The organism is Cellulomonas sp. Root137 (genome assembly GCF_001426725.1).
Classification (GTDB): domain Bacteria; phylum Actinomycetota; class Actinomycetes; order Actinomycetales; family Cellulomonadaceae; genus Cellulomonas.
In genome coordinates this window covers 1,585,653-1,602,564 of the sequence record NZ_LMFG01000001.1, presented here as the reverse complement: position 1 = coordinate 1,602,564, position 16,912 = coordinate 1,585,653, and the positions used below count along the sequence as shown (strand labels likewise).

The window sequence follows — 16,912 nt, the reverse complement described above, 5'->3', positions numbered from 1 at the left end:
AATGCCCGGTGGCCGGTGCGGCTACCTGGGCGGGGGTTCAGTGAGTGCCTGTCGCCGGGTGGCTCAGGCAGCGACCTCGGTCGACTCCTCGAGCTTGAGCCGGAGAGCGTCGACGGTGCGTGCAGCCTGAGCGGCGGGGGCGGTGAACAGGTAGGCCGCCTGGAAGAGCGACGCCTTGAACACGCCGGCCGCCTTGGCCAGCAGAACCTCACGGGACTCGAGGTCCGCGAGCTTGGTGACGTCCGCAGCGGTCAGGGCGCGTCCGTCGAGGACACCGCCCTTGATGACCAGTGCGGGGTTCGCCTTGGCGAAGTCACGCAGTCCCTTGGCGGCCTCGACCGGGTCACCGGAGACGAAGGCGATCGCCGACGGGCCCGTGAGCGCGTCGTCGAGGCCTTCGAGGCCGGCATCCTTGGCCGCGATCGCGGTCAGCGTGTTCTTCACCACGGCGTAGGTTGCGTTGCCGCTGAGCGCCTTGCGCAGCTTCTTGAGCTGAGCAACGGTGAGCCCGCGGTACTCGGTCAGCACGGCCGCGTTGGAGTCACGGAACAGGTCCGTGAGCTCTGCGACAGCGGCTGCCTTGTCCGGCCTCGCCATGGCAATCCTTCCGATGGTGGTGCCACCGGTCGTCACGTCCCCCAACAGGAAGAGCCCCGCGCAGGCGCGGGGCTCGGCAGGCAGCTCGGCGCAAGCCGAACCATCCGGGAACACTCACCTGCGCTGGCCTCCGCGTGCTGCGGGACTTCGGGCGATCGGGCGTGAGCACTGCGTGCGCACGACACGGTCGACGACCGGCGGTCTTTGGGTCCCCTCAGGGTACGGCACCCGCCGGAGGTGACCAAATCGCCCTCAGAGCGGGGCGCCGAAGCAGACCAGCGGCGCGACGACCCCCGTCTGGGCCGCGTCCTCCGCGGTCGCCGTCGCGACAGCCTGCGCCACCGGCACACCCGTGGCCAGCAGGGCGTGGGTGCGCGTCATCACCGCGAGCGCGGTCGCGTCGGGCAGCGGGGCCAGCGCGGCCACGACGCAGCCGACGCCGGTGCGCAGGAGGACGCTCGCGAGCCCGAGCGCCTCTCCCCCGGCCCGGATGCTCGCGCGGCCCACCTCGCAGCTGGACAGCAGCACGAGGTCCGGCGACGCTCCGCCCGAGTCCAGCTCGTGCGCGAAGAGCGGCCCGTCGGCCATCCGGACCGAGGAGAACAACGGGTTGTCGGGCTCGTGGCGGCCGTGCGCGGCGAGGTGCACGATGCCGGGCGAGCCCAGCAGGCCGATCATCCGGGAGACCGTGGCCTCCTCACCCACCACGACCTCGCCCCCGGGCCACAGCCGACCGATCTCCTCCGCCTCCGCCTCGGCGTGCCGCAGTCCCGGCCCGGCCGCGGCGCTGACCCGGGTGGGCGCGCTGCTCGCCGTGCCGGCATACGTCATCCAGTGGTGCACCGACGGCGCGACGACGGTCGGCAGACCCACCCGGGACGGGAGCATCGACCACGGCAGCACGCCGAGCCAGCCGGTCGCCACGACGACGAGCTCCCCGGGTGCACCGAGCGCGGGCTCGAGCCGCTGCTCCAGCCTCGTCATCCCGTGACGCAGGGAGCTCAGCGCGACCCCGCGCAGGTCCGCGGGCACCAGCGGGTTCGCCGTCACCTCCAGGTCGGCGTGCACCCGGCGGACCAGCTCGGCGATGCTCGCCGTCTCCCCGAGGTGGTGCAGCTCGGTGCGGTGGTCGCCGACCTCCACGGCCAGGAGCTCCCCGCGGTGCTCGAGCACGTCGAGGACCACCGCGCCGGGTCGGTCGCGCAGCAGCCTGCGCACCTCCACCGTGCGGCCCGCCCGGTCGCCGCCTGCCCGTCCGCTCTCGTGCCAGGACCGGGCCAGGATCTCGTGCTTCAGGCGCTGCGCCTCGCGCTCGACACGGACGAGCCGGGGGTCGCCGCCCACCCGCAGCCGCACGCCACGGTTCTTGTCGATCAGCTCGCGCAGCTCCTCGAGCAGGGCCGCCGAGACGGGGTCGCTGGGCGGGTTGACCCGCGGGGTGCCGCCGATCACGGACCGCACCCGCTCCGCGGCGTCCAGCACCGCCGAGGCGCGGCCGGTGGCGAGCGCCAGCGACACGTCGAGCGCCGCCAGCCCCGTCCCGTGCACCGCGCCGGCGGTCCGCAGGTCGAGCGAGCCGAACCGCGACCGGTGCAGCCCGAGATCGCGCTGACCTGCGCGGACGTACCGTCCGGCGCGCTCCCGGTCCCCCGCCTCGAGCGCGAGCATCGCGCGGATGCGGCGCCCGTGCAGCCGGACCGCGATGGGGTCGCTGTTCCGCACCGGCCCGAGCCCCTCGAGCACGGTCGCCGGCTCCGTGAGCACCCCGCGCGCGAGGTCCGCCTCGATCCGCACGTACGCGGCCGCGGTGGCCCAGATGGTGCGGCCGGTAGACACGCACATCCGCTCCAGCCGGGCCGCGCTGCGGGCCAGCGACGCCCAGCGCGCGCGGGAGTGCACGTCGCCGGGCGCGGTCGCGTACGCCTCGGCGTCCGCCTGCAGCGCCAGCAGCGACGACCGGACCACCCAGGCGTCGTCCCCCCGCCGACGGAACCGGCGTTCGGCGGACAGGGCGAAGTCCCGCGCGGCAGCGAGGTCGCCGCGCAGCATCGCGCACTCCGCCCGACCGAGCTCGCACTCGGCGACGTCGCGCGGGAGGTGCTGCTCGGCGAACCGGGCGGCCGCCTCCGCCAGGGTGCTGTCCGCGACACCGACGAGCCCCGCCTCGAGGAGCACCCGCGCGCGGTCCTGGAGCGCGGTCGGCCGGGGCGGCCCCGGCAGGATCGCGGCGGCGGCCTCCATGACGGCCAGGGCCTCCGGCATGCGGCCGGCGACGAAGCTGAGGTAGCCCAGGTTGTGCTCCGCCTTGAACACGAGGCGGACGAAGCCGGCCTCCCGCGCGCGGCGGGCGCACTCCGCGAAGTCCGCCCGGGCCGCCGCCACCTCGCGCCGCTCGATGTGCAGCACCCCGCGGTTCAGGAGAGAGCGGCACGCGTCGATCGGGTCGGCGTCGTCGGACGCGGCGATCGCCACGTCCAGCTCCCGCAGCGCGTCGTCCTGGCGACCGGCCCGCAGCGCCAGCAGGCCACGCAGGCCAGCGACCGCCGGGCGCAGCCCGCGCCAGCCCCCGCCCGACGCCTCCTGCTCGGCAAGCATCGCGTCGAGTCGTTCGAGCACCGGGCGCGGCCCACCCCGGGTCTCGAAGTCACACTTGGCCAGCTCGACGAGCGCCCGACCACGCCATCGCGCCACCTCGGGCGTCGAGGGCATCGCGTCGAGCGCGCGCAGTGCAGGACGCAGCCGACGACGCGCGCGGGTCGGTCGACCCTCCGCGTTGTCGTCGTCCGCGCGCTGCACCTGCTCGGCCAGGGCGCCGAGTGACGGCGATCCGGCCGCCGCCGGACCGCCGGGTTCGGCCATCTGCGCTAGAGCTCGATCTGCGGCGTGACGATGGGGACCGTGGGGTCCGAGGGTCGACGGAGCACCAGCCGCGCAGGTCCTCGCTCGATGTCGGAGAACGAGAACCGGCCGTCCACGTCCGACGTCGTCGAGGCGACGTCTCCGCCCTGGTGCAGCTCGACGGACAGCTCGCCCGCCGGCGCCGCCCAGCCGTCGACCCGCACGCGGCCCGCCTCCGCGTGCACCGAGATCATCACGGTGAGCACGTCGGTGGTGAACGTGATGGTGCCGGCCTCGATGCTCGTCTCGTCGGCGCGGACCGCGAGCGCGGGCTCACCGACCAGGTGCAGCTCGGCCACCTCGGCGTGCATCGCCTCGATGGTGAGCGCCATGCCGATGCTCTCGATGAGGCCCGGAGGTACCGGGTCCGCGCGCTCGACCAGCTCCGCCAGACGGTTCAGGATGCGGCGGTCGTCGATGTCCAGGCCACCCGCGGCGACCAGCGCGAGGGTCCTCTCGTCGGTGCTCATGACACGCTCCAGGCGGGGTCGGAGGCGAGTGCGACGCGGAGCTTGGCGAGGCAGCGACCGCGGGTGGGTCCGATGCTCCCCACCGGCATGCCGAGCGCCCGGGAGACCACCCCGTAGTCCGGGCGGTCGACCAGCGCGACCAGGCCGAGCAGCCGCCTGCACCGGTCGGGCAGCTCGGCGACGTGCTGCCAGAGCAGCTTGTCCCGCTCGGAACGCACCGCGACCGTGTCGGGCAGGTCGTCCGCCGGTGCCGCGAGCCAGTCGGTCACGTGCTCGTCCTGCTCGTGGCGGACCATCTCGTCGCGGCTGCGCCGCACGGACCTCCACGCGGCGCGCTTGGCCGTGACGAGCATCCACTGGAGGGTCGCCCGGGGATCCCGGATCGACTCGATGTCCCGCACGAGGGTCAGCCAGGTGTTCTGCACGATGTCCTGCGCCAGCTCGGGGTCAGCCCCCTGGGCGCGCACGGTGTGCCACAGCAACGGAGTCATCACCTGCACCAGGGCGGCGAGCGGCGCACGGTCTCCGTCGCGGTAGGCCACCACCGCGCGGGCCGCCTGGTCGGCGAGCCCCTCACCCTGGCTGCGGAGCTCGGTGTCCACCGGCTCCACCAGGTCGTCACTCATCATGGACCCCTCACAGGCAGGCCTCGTCGGGCGGCCGCCCCGCACACAGTAGGACGACCCGGACAACCCCGACAAGGACGATTGACGTCGCTCGCCGCTGCCCCGAGCAAGCCGCTGGTGACGACCTGCCCCCGCGAGCACCCGCGGGCGACCCCACTCGACGGGGTCGACGAAGAGGAGCATCCCCTCGGCAGCCAGATACATCTCTGGGAGTGTTCCTTCCTGGCGGATGTATCTGGCCTGACTTCACCCGCTCCTGACGAGCACCCGACCGGTTGAGGAGACGCGCGACATGACTGAGCAGGACCCCACACCCGACCCGTACACCCGCGAGCAGATCCGAACGACGAAGCGCACCGTGGAGGACGCGCTCATCGCCCGGCCCGGCGTGGTGGGGGTCGACATCGGCGAGAAGTGGTCGGACGGGTCGCCCACCGGCCGGCAGGCGATCGTGGTCCACGTCGAGCGCAAGCGTGCCGCGGGCGAGCTGCCCGACAGCGAGCGCATCCCCAGCGAGATCGACGGCATCCCCACGGACGTCGTCGAGCACCGCGTGCGTCTCTTGTCCAGCTCGGAGCCCACCCCGGCGAGCAAGCGCGTCCGTCCCCTGGCCGGCGGCATCAGCATCGGACCGGCCGCCCCGGTGACGATCCCCGTCGACGGCACGGCCCAGCTGCGGTCGGTCAACGGCACGCTCGGCGTGCTGGTGTACGAGCGGCACACAGGCCAGACGTTCGGGCTGACGAACTGGCACGTCGCTGCGGGCGACGGGCTCGAGGACGTCGCGAGCACCTGGATCCAGCCGGCGCTCGCCGACGGTGGGAACCCCCGCTCGGACCGCGTCGGCGCCCTCGTGCGTGGCGCGCTGACCGACCACATCGACGCGGCCGTCGTCGCGCTGGCGCCTGGCGCACCCTGGGTGCCCGGCATCGTCGGGATCGGACCCGTGACCGGGTCCGAGCCGGCCACCGAGGGGTCAGCCGTCCGCAAGACCGGCCGGACCACGGGGCTGACCAGCGGCACGATCACCTCGACCGACTACACGACCTCCGTCGACTTCGGTCCCGGCATCGGGTGGAAGACCCTGCGCGACCAGATCCGCATTGAGCCCGCCGAGGGCGTCGCCGCCTTCTCGGCCGAGGGCGACTCCGGCTCGGCGATCATCACCGAGGACGGACGGGTGGTGGGCCTGCTCTGGGCGGGCGAGGACGACGGCTCGTTCTCCGTGGCGAACCCGATCGGCGCCGTGCTGGGCACGCTGGGTGTCGACGTCCTGACCCCGACCGCGGCGCGCGCCCTCGCGGGACGCCGGGGGGCACGGTCGCGTGCTGCGCGGCCGACCGGGGCTCCGTCGCTGTTCCCGCCGATCGAGGCGGCGTTCGGCCGTCGCCGTCCCCGTCGGCGCCCTGCTGCGGCACGCGGCACGGCGACGAGCGGCAACGGCGCCACCGGGCGTCCCGTGGCGGCCCCGGCTCAGCCGGGCGCAGCGGCCTCCGCCCAGTCGGCCGCGACAGCCGGCGCGGACGCCCAGCCGTTCACCGAACCGTTCACGGAACCGTTCACGGAACCCTTCACGGAACCGTTCACGGAACCGTTCACGGAACCCTTCACCGAGGCCCTCGGGGCCAACCCGTTCACCGAGCCCTTCACCGAACCGTTCACGGAGCCCTTCACGGAGCCCTTCACCGAACCGTTCACCGAACCGTTCACGGAACCCTTCACCGAGGCGTTCGGCGCCAACCCGTTCACCGAGCCGTTCACGGAGCCGTTCACCGAACCGTTCACGGAGCCGTTCACCGAGGCGTTCGGGGCCAACCCGTTCACCGAGCCCTTCACCGAGCCGTTCACCGAGCCCTTCACCGAGCCCTTCACCGAGCCCTTCACCGAACCGTTCACCGAGGCCCACACCCAGGCAGCTGGCCCCGGCGGTGCCGCCGGTGCCCGCGCACGGGCCTTCGCGTCGCTCCGGCTGCGCGAGGCGTTCTGGGCGGGTTACGTCACGGCCATCGTCCGCGGCCGGGCCCGCTGACCCAGCACCCGAGCTCGAGGCAACAGAGAGGAAGGCAGCGCGATGTCCGTCGACGTGGAGAGCACGGCCGGCCGTGACCGCACAGCGGTCGACCGCAGTCCCTCCGCACGCGTCGTCGCGCTGCGTCCGCGGGTCGGGCGCCACACGGCGGCCGGTCCGTCGCCGGAGGTCGTCGCGCTGGTCCCGGACCCGGGGCACGCGACGGTCCCCGCACACCCGGCTCGGCACCAGCGCGGTGGGGGGACCGCGCTGGTGGGGAGCTCGAGGACCTCGTCGGCCGGTTCCACGAGCACGGGCCGGCCTCGGTCCTGCGCGCGGAGCTGACAGCCCTCCTCTCGGCGTGGGCGGCAGCCCTGGTGCGCCTGCACCGCACGCCGCTCACGGCGCTCACGCCGACCGCTGACCTGCCCTGGGTGCTCGACGCGCCACTGCCGGACTGGCTCGACGAGCTCCCGGTGCAGGCGGGACCGGTCTGGGCGGTGCGGGCCCACCCCGCGATCGGGCGTGCTCTCGCGGGGGCCCGATCGGCGTGGACCACCGCGCAGTGGATCCACGGCGAGCCGACGGGCGACGACGTGGCCGTGACCCGGGTGCGCGGGGCCGTGCGCGCGGTCCTCCTCGGCGGCGTCACGGGGCCGGACGGCGCGGCCCCGGGTCGCGACCACCGCTCCGCCGGGTGCGGAGACCCGCGGTGGGACGTGGCCACGGCGCTCGACTGGGTCGCCATCGCGCTCGGCCCGGCCCTCGACCCGGCCTGGGGGCTGGACCCGGTGGCGATGTTCCTCACGGAGTACCGCAGCCTCGGAGGGGACGCGACACCGACCCGCTCGATGGCGGTCGCCCGGACGGTCGGCACCGCGGTCGAGTGGAGCGCGCAGCTCGCCGTCGCCGCCGAGCCGACGGACGACGAGCTCAGCTGGCTCTCCGGCCTGTGGACCCGGCCGCTCGAGCTGGTCGGGGCAGCTCGACCGGGTGCGGCCCGGCGCGCGCGCTGACCCGGTCCGGCCGGGAGCACGCGCGCTGCCCCGGTTGGCTCCGGGAACGACGAAGGCCCGGTCCGCAGGGGGGACCGGGCCTTCGTCGCGCTGGAGCTACCGTCAGGCGGCGTCGTCCTCGAGCAGGTTCCGCGTCTTGTTCTGGTCGACGAGGATGCCGGGGCCGTTCGTCGTCGAGAAGGTCGCCTTCGCGATGTAGCGGCCCTTCGACGCGGACGGCTTCAGACGCAGGATCTCGTCGAGCGCGGCTGCGTAGTTCTCCACCAGGGCGGTGTCGCTGAACGAGACCTTGCCGATGATGAAGTGCAGGTTCGCGTGACGGTCCACGCGGAACTCGATCTTGCCGCCCTTGATGTCGGACACGGCCTTGGCCACGTCCATCGTCACGGTGCCGGTCTTCGGGTTCGGCATGAGACCACGCGGGCCCAGGACCTTGCCCAGTCGACCGACCTTGCCCATGAGGTCGGGCGTCGCGACGGCGGAGTCGAAGTCGGTCCAGCCGGCCGCGACCTTGTCGATGAGCTCGTCGCCACCAACCTCGTCGGCACCCGCGGCGCGGGCCTGCTCAGCGCGCTCGCCGGTGGCGAACACGATGACGCGGGCCGTCTTGCCGGTGCCGTGGGGCAGGTTGACCGTGCCGCGGACCATCTGGTCCGCCTTGCGCGGGTCGACACCGAGGCGGAAGGCCACCTCGACGGTCGAGTCGTACTTGGTGGTGGCGGTCGTCTGCGCGAGCCGGACAGCCTCGAGGGGGGTGTAGAGGTGCCCCTCCTCGATCTTCTCGACCGCGGCGCGGTACGCCTTGCTGTGCTTAGCCATCTGCTTGGTTCTCCTTGATCAGCAGTCGTGGTCTGCGGGCCGCACACGGCCCTGCCACTGGGTGGGCTGGATCAGCCCTGGACGGTGATACCCATCGAGCGAGCGGTGCCCGCGATGATCTTCTCGGCCGCGGCCAGGTCGTTGGCGTTGAGGTCCTCGAGCTTGGTGCTCGCGATCTCGGTGATCTGGGCCTTGGTGAGCGTGGCGACCTTGACGGTGTGCGGGGTCGGGGAACCCTTGGCCACACCGGCGGCCTTCTTGATCAGCTCGGCGGCCGGCGGCGTCTTCGTGATGAAGGTGAACGAGCGGTCCTCGTACACCGTGATCTCCACGGGGATGACGTTGCCGCGCTGCGCCTCGGTGGCCGCGTTGTACGCCTTGCAGAACTCCATGATGTTGACGCCGTGCTGACCCAGCGCCGGACCGATCGGCGGCGCGGGGGTGGCGGCGCCGGCCTTGATCTGGAGCTTGATCAGGCCGGTGACCTTCTTCTTCGGGGGCATAGCTGCTTCCGTTCGTGTCGTGGGCCGACGCCGTGGGCGATGACCCGGTTGCAGTGCCGCCTCGCAGCGCGAGGAAGCTCAGTCAGATCTTGGCGACCTGGCTGAAGGACAGCTCGACCGGGGTCTCCCGGCCGAAGATGGAGACGAGCACCTTGAGCTTCTGGCTCTCGGCGTTGATCTCGGAGATCGTGGCCGGCAGCGTGTCGAACGGGCCGTCCGTGACGGTGACCGACTCGCCGACGGTGAAGTCGACCTTGATCTGGGAGGCGGCCTTGGCGGCCCCGGCAGCGGTGGTCGCCTGCTTGGGCTCCAGCGACGGCGCGAGCATCGAGAAGACCTCGTCCAGCGTCAGCGGGACGGGCTGGTGCGTGTGGCCGACGAAGCCGGTGACGCCCGGCGTGTGCCGGACGGCGCCCCACGACTCGTCGGTGAGGTCCATGCGGACGAGGACGTAGCCGGGGATCCGGACGCGCTTGACGACCTTGCGCTGCGCGTTCTTGATCTCCACGACCTCCTCCATGGGGACCTCCACCGCGTAGATGAAGTCCTCCATGTTCAGGCTCTGGCGACGGTTCTCGAGGTTCGCCTTCACGCGGTTCTCGTAGCCGGCGTAGGAGTGGATGACGTACCAGTCACCCAGCTGGCTGCGGAGCTGCGCCTTGAACGCGGCGACCGGGTCGTCCTCGACGTCGGGCTCTTCCTCGGCCTCGTCGGACTCCTCGGTGACCTCGTCGGCGGCAGGCTCGGCACCCTCGTCGGCCGGCTCGTCGCTCTCGGTGGCGTCGGCGCTGACATCCTCGGCTGAGGCGTCCTCGACAGCCGACGACTCGACGGCCTCGACCGACGCGATGGCGTCCTCGAGCTCCGCCTCGGCGCCCGTGGTGGGCTCCTGCGACTCCTGCGACACGTGCGAACCTGCTTTCTCCTGCGTGTGCGCCCCGGCGGACCGGGGCGATGAGTGCTCCACCCGGGTGGGGCGACTGCCTGACTGTCGGGGCTGGCCCCGAGGGGCTGTCAGCCTCCGAAGACCCAGAACGTGAGCTTGCCGATGCCCAGGTCGACCACGGTGACGAAGGCCATGACCACCGCGACGAACACCAGGACGACGCTCGTGTAGGTGATCAGCTCCGACCGCGTGGGCCGGACGACCTTCTTCAGCTCCGCGACGACCTGGCGGACGAAGAGCGCGATGCGGGCGAACAGTCCGCCACGAGACTGCGACGAACCCTTACCGGCAGCCTTGGGTGCCGACGGGCGCGCCGCCGAACCCTCGGCGTCGGACGCCGCAGCCGGTGCTGTTTCGCTCACGTCTGACCCCTACGTCTCGTGTGTGGTCAGGCTCCGTGCGGAACCTGACGGACGGACGGGCCGACGCGTCGCGCCGGACCGACCGGCGGTCCTGCTCGCCTCCCGGACCCCCGGGCGAACCCGGAGGACCAGACGCGTGCGCAGGGCAGACAGGACTCGAACCTGCAACCTGCGGTTTTGGAGACCGCTGCGCTACCAATTGCGCCACTGCCCTACGGCGGCCTGGGCCTCCACGACGATCCGTCCGCCCGTAGGCGCGCACCGACGGACACCACCCGCAGGGGCTCCGCACAGGCTCCCGGAGACCTCCGGGGCACGGCTCATCATGGCGGACGTCAACCGCCGGGGGTCCACTGTACGCGACGAGGGCCCGTGGGTCGAACCGTCCCGATGCCCGCCGGAGGTGCGAAATGGCGGGCACGAGCGAGCGTGACCTCTGCCACTATGGGCCCCGTGAGCGAGCAGACCTCCCCCCGCCCCCGCGTGTCCGCCCGACTGGCTGCGATCGCCGAGTCCGCGACGCTGGCGGTCGACGCCAAGGCCAAGGCCCTGAAGGCCGCCGGGCGTCCGGTGATCGGCTTCGGCGCCGGCGAGCCCGACTTCCCGACGCCCGAGTACATCGTCGAGTCCGCGATCGCCGCCGCGCAGGACCCGGCCAACCACCGGTATACGCCGGCTGCCGGGCTGCCTGCGCTGCGCGAGGCGATCGCCACCAAGACGCTGCGCGACTCCGGCTACGCGGTGAAGCCGTCGAGCGTGCTGGTCACCAATGGCGGCAAGCAGGCGGTGTACCAGTCGTTCGCGGCGATCGTGGACCCGGGCGACGAGGTGATCCTGCCCTCGCCGTACTGGACCACGTACCCGGAGGCGATCCGGCTGGCGGGCGGCGTCCCGGTCGAGGTGTTCGCCGGCGTCGACCAGGGCTACCTGGTGACCGTCGAGCAGCTCGAGGCGGCGCGCACCCCGAAGACCAAGGTGCTGCTGTTCAACTCGCCCTCCAACCCCACCGGGGCGGTGTACTCCCCCGAGCAGACGGCCGCGATCGGGCGCTGGGCGCTCGAGCACGGCGTGTGGGTGATCACCGACGAGATCTACGAGCACCTGACCTACGACCACGCCGTGTTCACGCCGATCGTGCGCGTGGTGCCGGAGCTCGCGGACACGACGATCGTGCTGAACGGCGTCGCCAAGACCTATGCGATGACCGGGTGGCGGGTGGGCTGGATGATCGGCCCGGCCGACGTGATCACCGCCGCGACGAACCTGCAGTCGCACCTCACGTCGAACGTCGCCAACATCTCGCAGCGCGCCGCGATCACGGCCCTGAGCGGGGACCTCACGGCCGTCGAGCAGATGCGCACCGCGTTCGACCGGCGCCGGCGGACGATCGTCGAGATGCTGTCGCAGATCGACGGCGTGCGGATCCCGGCCCCGGAGGGCGCGTTCTACGTGTACCCGTCGGTCGAGGGGGTGCTCGGCAGGACGATCCGCGGGGTCACCCCGCAGACCTCCGCCGAGCTGGCCACGCTCATCCTCGAGCAGGCCGAGGTCGCAGTGGTGCCGGGTGAGGCGTTCGGACCGAGCGGGTACCTGCGGCTGTCGTACGCGCTCAGCGACGCCGACCTGGTGGAGGGCGTCACCCGGATCCAGTCGCTGCTCGCCGAGGCCGAGTAGCTCGCGATGCCGGATGCCGTCGAGGTCGTCGGGCTGCGCAAGGCCTACGGCGAGAAGCGGGCGGTCGACGGCCTCGACCTGCACGTCGCGCACGGCGAGGTGGTGGCCATCCTGGGCCCGAACGGCGCCGGCAAGACGACGACCGTCGAGATCCTCGAGGGCTACCGGTCGCGCGACGGCGGCGACGTGCGCGTCCTCGGCCAGGACCCGCAGACCGGCGGCCGGGACTGGCGCTCGCGCCTCGGCATCGTGCTGCAGACGAACAACGACCTCGCCGAGGCGACGGTCGCGGAGCTCGTCCACCACTTCGCCCGGTTCTTCCCGGACCCGCGCGACCCCGACGAGGTCATCGCCGCCGTGGGCCTGCAGGAGAAGGTGAGGACCCGTGCGCGGCAGCTGTCGGGCGGGCAGCGTCGACGGCTCGACGTGGCCCTCGGCATCGTCGGCAGGCCGGAGCTGCTGTTCCTCGACGAGCCGACGACGGGGTTCGACCCGCAGGCCCGGCGCTCGTTCTGGGACCTGGTGGAGGCGCTCGCCGACGGCGGCACGACCATCCTGCTCACCACGCACTACCTGGAGGAGGCCGAGCGCCTCGCCGACCGGGTGCTCGTGGTCCGCGACGGTCAGGTGGTCGCCGAGGGGACCCCGGCGGACCTCGGCGGCCGGACCGCGCGGCAGGCGGTGGTGCGCTGGACGCAGGACGGTCAGACGCGCGACGTCCGCACGGACACCCCCACCCAGGTGGTTCTCGAGCTGACCGGGACGTTCGGCGGCGAGGTCCCGGGGTTGCAGGTGCTGCGCCCGACGCTGGAGGACGTGTACCTGAGCTTGATCGACGGGGGGACCTCGTGAGCGTCGTCGACACCCGGACCCGGCTGCCGGGCGTGCTGCGCCTCGGGCTGGCCCGGACCGGCTACGAGGTGCGGACGTTCTTCCGCGAGCGCGACGCCGTCGTCTTCATCTTCGCGTACCCGATCATCATGCTCGCGATCTTCGCGACGGTGTTCGGCCAGGACGGTGCGACGGTGGGCCCGGAGCCGGGGATCCCGTTCGCGCAGTACTTCCTGCCCGGCATGGTCGCGACGGGCGTCATGCTCTCGAGCTTCCAGCAGCTCGCGATCTCGATCGCCGTCGAGCGCGACGACGGCGGGCTCAAGCGGCTGCACGGCACGCCGCTGCCGCCGGCGGCGTACTTCCTGGGCAAGACCGGAGAGGTCCTGGCGACCTCGCTGATCCAGACCGCGCTCCTGCTGGCCGCGGCGGCGCTGCTCTTCGACGTCCCTCTGCCGACGACCGCGACCGCCTGGGCCACGTTCGCGTGGGTGTTCGTGCTCGGCACGGCGGCCGGGACCCTCGCCGGGGTCGCCTTCTCGTCGGTCCCCCGCAGCGGGAAGTCCGCGAGCGCGGTGGTCACCCCGGTGGTCCTCGTCCTGCAGTTCATCTCCGGGGTGTTCTTCGTGTTCCAGGACCTGCCCACCTGGATGCAGCAGGTGGCGTCGGTGTTCCCGCTGAAGTGGATGGCGCAGGGCATGCGCTCGGTGTTCCTGCCGCCCAGCGCCGAGGCGTGGGAGGTCAGCGGCTCGTGGCAGCACGGGGCGACGGCCGTCGTCCTGCTCGTGTGGGCGGTCGGGGCGCTGGTGGTCGGGATCCGCACGTTCCGGTGGCAGCGGCGCGACGACGGCTGACCCGGAAGGCGCCTGCACGGGGCGGGGCGAGCCGGACATACTTGCGTCCATGTCACGCAGCGCCAGGGCCGGCGGTCGCGCCGAGGTCCTCGGCGTCTCGACGGGCTCCATCCCCGCCTACCAGCGCACCCTCGCGCACCTGACGGTCCGTGCACGGCTGCTGACCGCCGTGCTGATGCTCGCCGCGCTGACCGTCATGATCGCGGGCGGCACGGCGTTCGCCCTCCAGGCCGCCGAGACCGACGAGCGGATGGACAACTCGCTGTCCCGTGCCGTGGCCGCGCTCCGCGTCGTCGAGGCGGGCAAGGACCCGACGACGAATCTTCCGTTCGACAGCGTGAGCGACGTGCTCAAGCAGGGTGTGCGCAACCGGGTGCCCGGCAAGAACGAGGGAGTGCTCACGCTGCTCGACGGCAAGCTCAGCTGGTCGCCGGCCGCAGAGACGCGGTCGGTCCGGCTCGAGCGGGACCCCGAGCTGGTCGAGGTACTCGCCGCGCTGCCCGCCGACACCCTGTCGCTGCCGCGGACCGTCGGAACCTCTGTCACGCAGTACCGCCTGATCGCCGTCCCGGTGCTCCTCGCCGGAGATCCCGGCACCGGCATGTTCGTCGTCGCCTTCGACCGGTCGGCGGAGATGTCGAGCCTGCGCAAGACGTTCCTCACCTACTCCGCGGTCGGGCTCGCCGCCCTCGCCGTCATCGCGGTCGTCGCGTGGTTCGTCGTCGGTCGGCTGCTGCGGCCGATCCGGCTCCTGCGTGAGACCACCCGCAGGATCACCGAGTCCGACCTGTCGGAGCGCATCGCCGTGACCGGCAAGGACGACCTGTCGAACCTCGCCCGGACGGTCAACGCGATGCTCGACCGCCTGGAGCGGGCGTTCGGGTCGCAGCGGGAGCTGCTCGACGACGTCGGGCACGAGCTGCGCACGCCGCTGACGATCGTCCGCGGCCACCTCGAGCTGGTCGACGCCGACGACCCGGACGACGTCCGCGCCACGCAGGCGCTCGCCCTCGACGAGCTGGACCGCATGCAGCGGCTGGTCGACGACCTCATGACGCTCGCCACCGCCGACCGCCCCGACTTCGTCCGGTACGCGCCCACCGACGTCGGACGGCTCACGGACGACGTGCACGAGAAGGCGCGCGGGCTCGGCGACCGGCACTGGGTGGTGGCGGCACGGGCGGACGTGACCGTCCAGCTGGACGCGCAGCGGATCACGCAGGCCTGGCTGCAGCTGCTCGCGAACGCGTACCGCTACTCGGCCCCGTGGTCGACCGTGCGCCTGGGCAGCGAGGTGGCGGACGACCGGCTGCTCCTGTGGGTGCGGGACGAGGGGCCGGGGGTAGCGCCGGACGAGGCGGACCGCATCTTCGAACGGTTCCACCGCGGTCAGGCCGACCGCCTCTCGCACGGGGCGGGCCTGGGCCTGCCGATCGTCGCGGCGATCGCACACGCGCACCACGGACGTGTGTTCGTCGAGCAACCACCGGCTAACGTCGGGCCCGGCGTGGTCTTCGTGCTGGACCTGCCGGCCGTCGACCTCGTGGACGGCGAACCCCGACCCGTCACGGAGCTGGTGGAGTACCTATGACGCACATCCTCATCGCGGAAGACGAGGAGCGCATCGCCGCGTTCGTCGCCAAGGGGCTGCGCGCCTCCGGCTTCGAGACGAGCGCGGTGACCTCGGGCGAGGAGGCTCTGGCGACGGTGCAGTCGGGTGGCATCGACCTGCTCATCCTGGATCTGGGCCTGGTCGACATCGACGGGTTCGAGGTCCTGCGCCGCCTGCGCGCGGCCGGCGAGACCGTCCCGGTGATCGTGCTGACCGCGCGCTCGTCCGTCACCGACACGGTCACGGGGCTCGAGTCCGGGGCCGACGACTACATGGCCAAGCCGTTCCGGTTCGAGGAGCTGCTCGCCCGCGTGCGGCTGCGGCTGCGGGCGCAGGGTGCGGCCACGGGTGAGGCGTCGGTGCTCAAGCACGGTGCTCTCCAGCTGGACCTGCGGACGCGGCGGATCAAGGTGGGCACGCAGGAGGTGGACCTGTCGGCGCGGGAGTTCGCGCTGGCCGAGACGTTCCTGCGGCACCCCGGCGACGTGCTCACGCGCGAGCGACTCCTGTCGGAGGTGTGGGGCTTCGACTTCGACCCGGGCTCCAACGTGGTCGACGTGTACGTGCGGTACCTGCGCCGCAAGGTGGGCGCCGAGCACTTCGACACCGTCCGCGGCGTCGGGTACCGGCTGATCGACGCGACCGCGGCAGGCGTGTGAGCCGGGATCTCGCGCTTCTGCCGAAGGCGCACCTGCACCTGCACTTCACCGGCTCGATGCGGATCTCCACGCTGGCCGAGCTGGCGACGCTCCACGGGATCCGGCTCCCGGCCGCCCTGCTCGACGCGGATCCCCTGCACGTGCCCGCCGACGAGCGGGGATGGTTCCGGTTCCAGCGCCTGTACGACGCCGCGAGGGCGTGCGTGCGGGGCGAGGCCGACATGCGCCGGATCGTCGCGGAGGCCGCCGAGGACGATGCCCGGGAAGGATCGGGCCGGCTCGAGATCCAGGTGGACCCGACGTCGTACGCGCCGTTCGTCGGCGGCCTGACGCCCGCCCTGGAGATCGTGCTGGACGCGGCCCGCGAGGCCTCGGCGACCACCGGCGTCGACATCGGGGTCATCGTGGCGGCCTCCCGGATGCGGCACCCGCTCGAGGCCCGGACCCTCGCGCGCCTGGCCGCGACGCACGCCGGCGACGGCCCCGGGCAGGTGGTCGGCTTCGGCCTCTCGAACGACGAGCGCCGCGGCGAGACCCCCGAGTTCGCCGCCGCGTTCGCGATCGCCCGACGGGCCGGCCTGGCCTCCGTCCCGCACGGCGGCGAGCTGCTCGGTCCCGCGCACGTGGAGGACGTCGTCGGGCACCTGCGGCCGGACCGGATCGGGCACGGCGTCCGCTCCGCCGAGGACCCCCGGGTGCTCGAGCGCGTGGTCGAGGAGGGCGTGGCGCTCGAGGTGTGCCCGGCGTCGAACGTGTCGCTCGGCGTGTACGCGACCGCCGCCGACGTCCCGCTGCGCGCGCTCGTGGACGCGGGGGCGACCGTGGCGCTGGGTGCCGACGACCCGCTCCTGTTCCTCTCGCGGCTGGTCGACCAGTACGCGATCGCGCGGGACGAGCACGGGTTCACCGACGACGAGCTCGCCGAGCTGGCGCGGTCGTCGATCCGGGCCAGCCGCGCCGCCGACGACGTGCGGGCGCGGCTGTTGGTCGGCGTGGACGACTGGCTGGCCTCTTGACTCGTGAGGGCGATCGCGTCA

The 16,912-nt window shown here is 72.9% G+C and carries 16 protein-coding genes and 1 tRNA gene; 8 read left to right on the top strand and 9 right to left on the bottom strand.

Going from position 1 to position 16,912, the window contains the following annotated elements:
* Window positions 1-63 precede the first annotated feature (63 nt).
* The 4 genes from rplJ to ASD18_RS07645 form a co-directional block, all read right to left on the bottom strand.
* Window positions 64-597, bottom strand: a complete 534-nt coding sequence (gene rplJ / locus ASD18_RS07660; RefSeq protein ID WP_056088890.1) for a 50S ribosomal protein L10 — start codon at window positions 595-597, stop codon at window positions 64-66.
* Window positions 598-849: 252 nt separating this feature from the next.
* Complete coding sequence (locus ASD18_RS07655; RefSeq protein ID WP_056088886.1) at window positions 850-3,456, bottom strand: CHAT domain-containing protein; 2,607 nt, start codon at window positions 3,454-3,456, stop codon at window positions 850-852.
* A gap of 5 nt (window positions 3,457-3,461) precedes the next feature.
* On the bottom strand, window positions 3,462-3,965 hold the full coding sequence (locus ASD18_RS07650; RefSeq protein WP_056088883.1) for a hypothetical protein: 504 nt from the start codon (window positions 3,963-3,965) through the stop codon (window positions 3,462-3,464).
* Window positions 3,962-4,591, bottom strand: coding sequence for an RNA polymerase sigma factor (locus ASD18_RS07645; protein WP_235522289.1), 630 nt, complete (start codon window positions 4,589-4,591; stop codon window positions 3,962-3,964). Before ASD18_RS07645 ends, ASD18_RS07650 begins: the two co-directional genes overlap by 4 nt.
* 292 nt (window positions 4,592-4,883) lie before the next feature.
* On the opposite strand from ASD18_RS07645, the gene ASD18_RS07640 reads away from it, so the two are divergent.
* Window positions 4,884-6,620: a trypsin-like peptidase domain-containing protein gene (locus ASD18_RS07640; protein ID WP_056088877.1), complete on the top strand. Its 1,737-nt coding sequence runs from the start codon at window positions 4,884-4,886 to the stop codon at window positions 6,618-6,620.
* A gap of 356 nt (window positions 6,621-6,976) precedes the next feature.
* Window positions 6,977-7,615, top strand: a complete 639-nt coding sequence (locus ASD18_RS07630) for a hypothetical protein (RefSeq protein ID WP_056088871.1) — start codon at window positions 6,977-6,979, stop codon at window positions 7,613-7,615.
* A gap of 102 nt (window positions 7,616-7,717) precedes the next feature.
* Here ASD18_RS07630 and rplA read toward each other — a convergent pair whose 3' ends face one another.
* The 5 genes from rplA to ASD18_RS07605 all read right to left on the bottom strand — a co-directional run bounded on the left by rplA (window position 7,718) and on the right by ASD18_RS07605 (window position 10,459).
* Entirely contained in the window at window positions 7,718-8,434 is a 717-nt protein-coding gene (rplA, locus tag ASD18_RS07625; protein WP_056088868.1) for a 50S ribosomal protein L1, read from the bottom strand.
* Window positions 8,435-8,505: 71 nt separating this feature from the next.
* Complete coding sequence (gene rplK, locus ASD18_RS07620; RefSeq protein ID WP_056088865.1) at window positions 8,506-8,937, bottom strand: 50S ribosomal protein L11; 432 nt, start codon at window positions 8,935-8,937, stop codon at window positions 8,506-8,508.
* Window positions 8,938-9,019: 82 nt separating this feature from the next.
* Window positions 9,020-9,844 carry a transcription termination/antitermination protein NusG gene (nusG, locus tag ASD18_RS07615; protein ID WP_056088862.1) on the bottom strand — a complete coding sequence of 275 codons (825 nt, stop codon included), beginning with the start codon at window positions 9,842-9,844 and terminating at the stop codon, window positions 9,020-9,022.
* Between the two features lie 107 nt (window positions 9,845-9,951).
* The gene (gene secE, locus ASD18_RS07610; RefSeq protein ID WP_056088859.1) at window positions 9,952-10,245 is read right to left on the bottom strand and encodes a preprotein translocase subunit SecE; all 294 of its coding nucleotides are present in this window, start codon (window positions 10,243-10,245) and stop codon (window positions 9,952-9,954) included.
* A gap of 141 nt (window positions 10,246-10,386) precedes the next feature.
* Window positions 10,387-10,459: transfer RNA gene (locus ASD18_RS07605), tRNA-Trp, on the bottom strand.
* A 230-nt stretch (window positions 10,460-10,689) separates the two neighbouring features.
* On the opposite strand from ASD18_RS07605, the gene ASD18_RS07600 reads away from it, so the two are divergent.
* Genes ASD18_RS07600 through ASD18_RS07575 form a run of 6 tightly spaced genes read left to right on the top strand, consistent with a single transcriptional unit; the run spans window position 10,690 to window position 16,891 of the window.
* The gene (locus ASD18_RS07600) at window positions 10,690-11,919 is read left to right on the top strand and encodes a pyridoxal phosphate-dependent aminotransferase (protein ID WP_056088854.1); all 1,230 of its coding nucleotides are present in this window, start codon (window positions 10,690-10,692) and stop codon (window positions 11,917-11,919) included.
* Between the two features lie 6 nt (window positions 11,920-11,925).
* Window positions 11,926-12,771 (top strand): ABC transporter ATP-binding protein, encoded by an 846-nt coding sequence (locus ASD18_RS07595; protein ID WP_056088851.1) that lies wholly within the window; start codon window positions 11,926-11,928, stop codon window positions 12,769-12,771.
* Window positions 12,768-13,604, top strand: a complete 837-nt coding sequence (locus tag ASD18_RS07590; protein ID WP_056088848.1) for an ABC transporter permease — start codon at window positions 12,768-12,770, stop codon at window positions 13,602-13,604. The genes ASD18_RS07595 and ASD18_RS07590 overlap by 4 nt, the downstream gene beginning before the upstream one ends.
* Window positions 13,605-13,653: 49 nt before the next feature.
* A complete protein-coding gene (locus tag ASD18_RS07585; RefSeq protein ID WP_082573646.1) occupies window positions 13,654-15,195 on the top strand; it encodes a cell wall metabolism sensor histidine kinase WalK in 1,542 nt (513 codons plus the stop codon).
* A complete protein-coding gene (locus ASD18_RS07580) occupies window positions 15,192-15,875 on the top strand; it encodes a response regulator transcription factor (RefSeq protein WP_056088845.1) in 684 nt (227 codons plus the stop codon). The genes ASD18_RS07585 and ASD18_RS07580 overlap by 4 nt, the downstream gene beginning before the upstream one ends.
* Entirely contained in the window at window positions 15,872-16,891 is a 1,020-nt protein-coding gene (locus tag ASD18_RS07575) for an adenosine deaminase (RefSeq protein ID WP_082573644.1), read from the top strand. Before ASD18_RS07580 ends, ASD18_RS07575 begins: the two co-directional genes overlap by 4 nt.
* The last annotated feature ends 21 nt before the right edge of the window (window positions 16,892-16,912 follow it).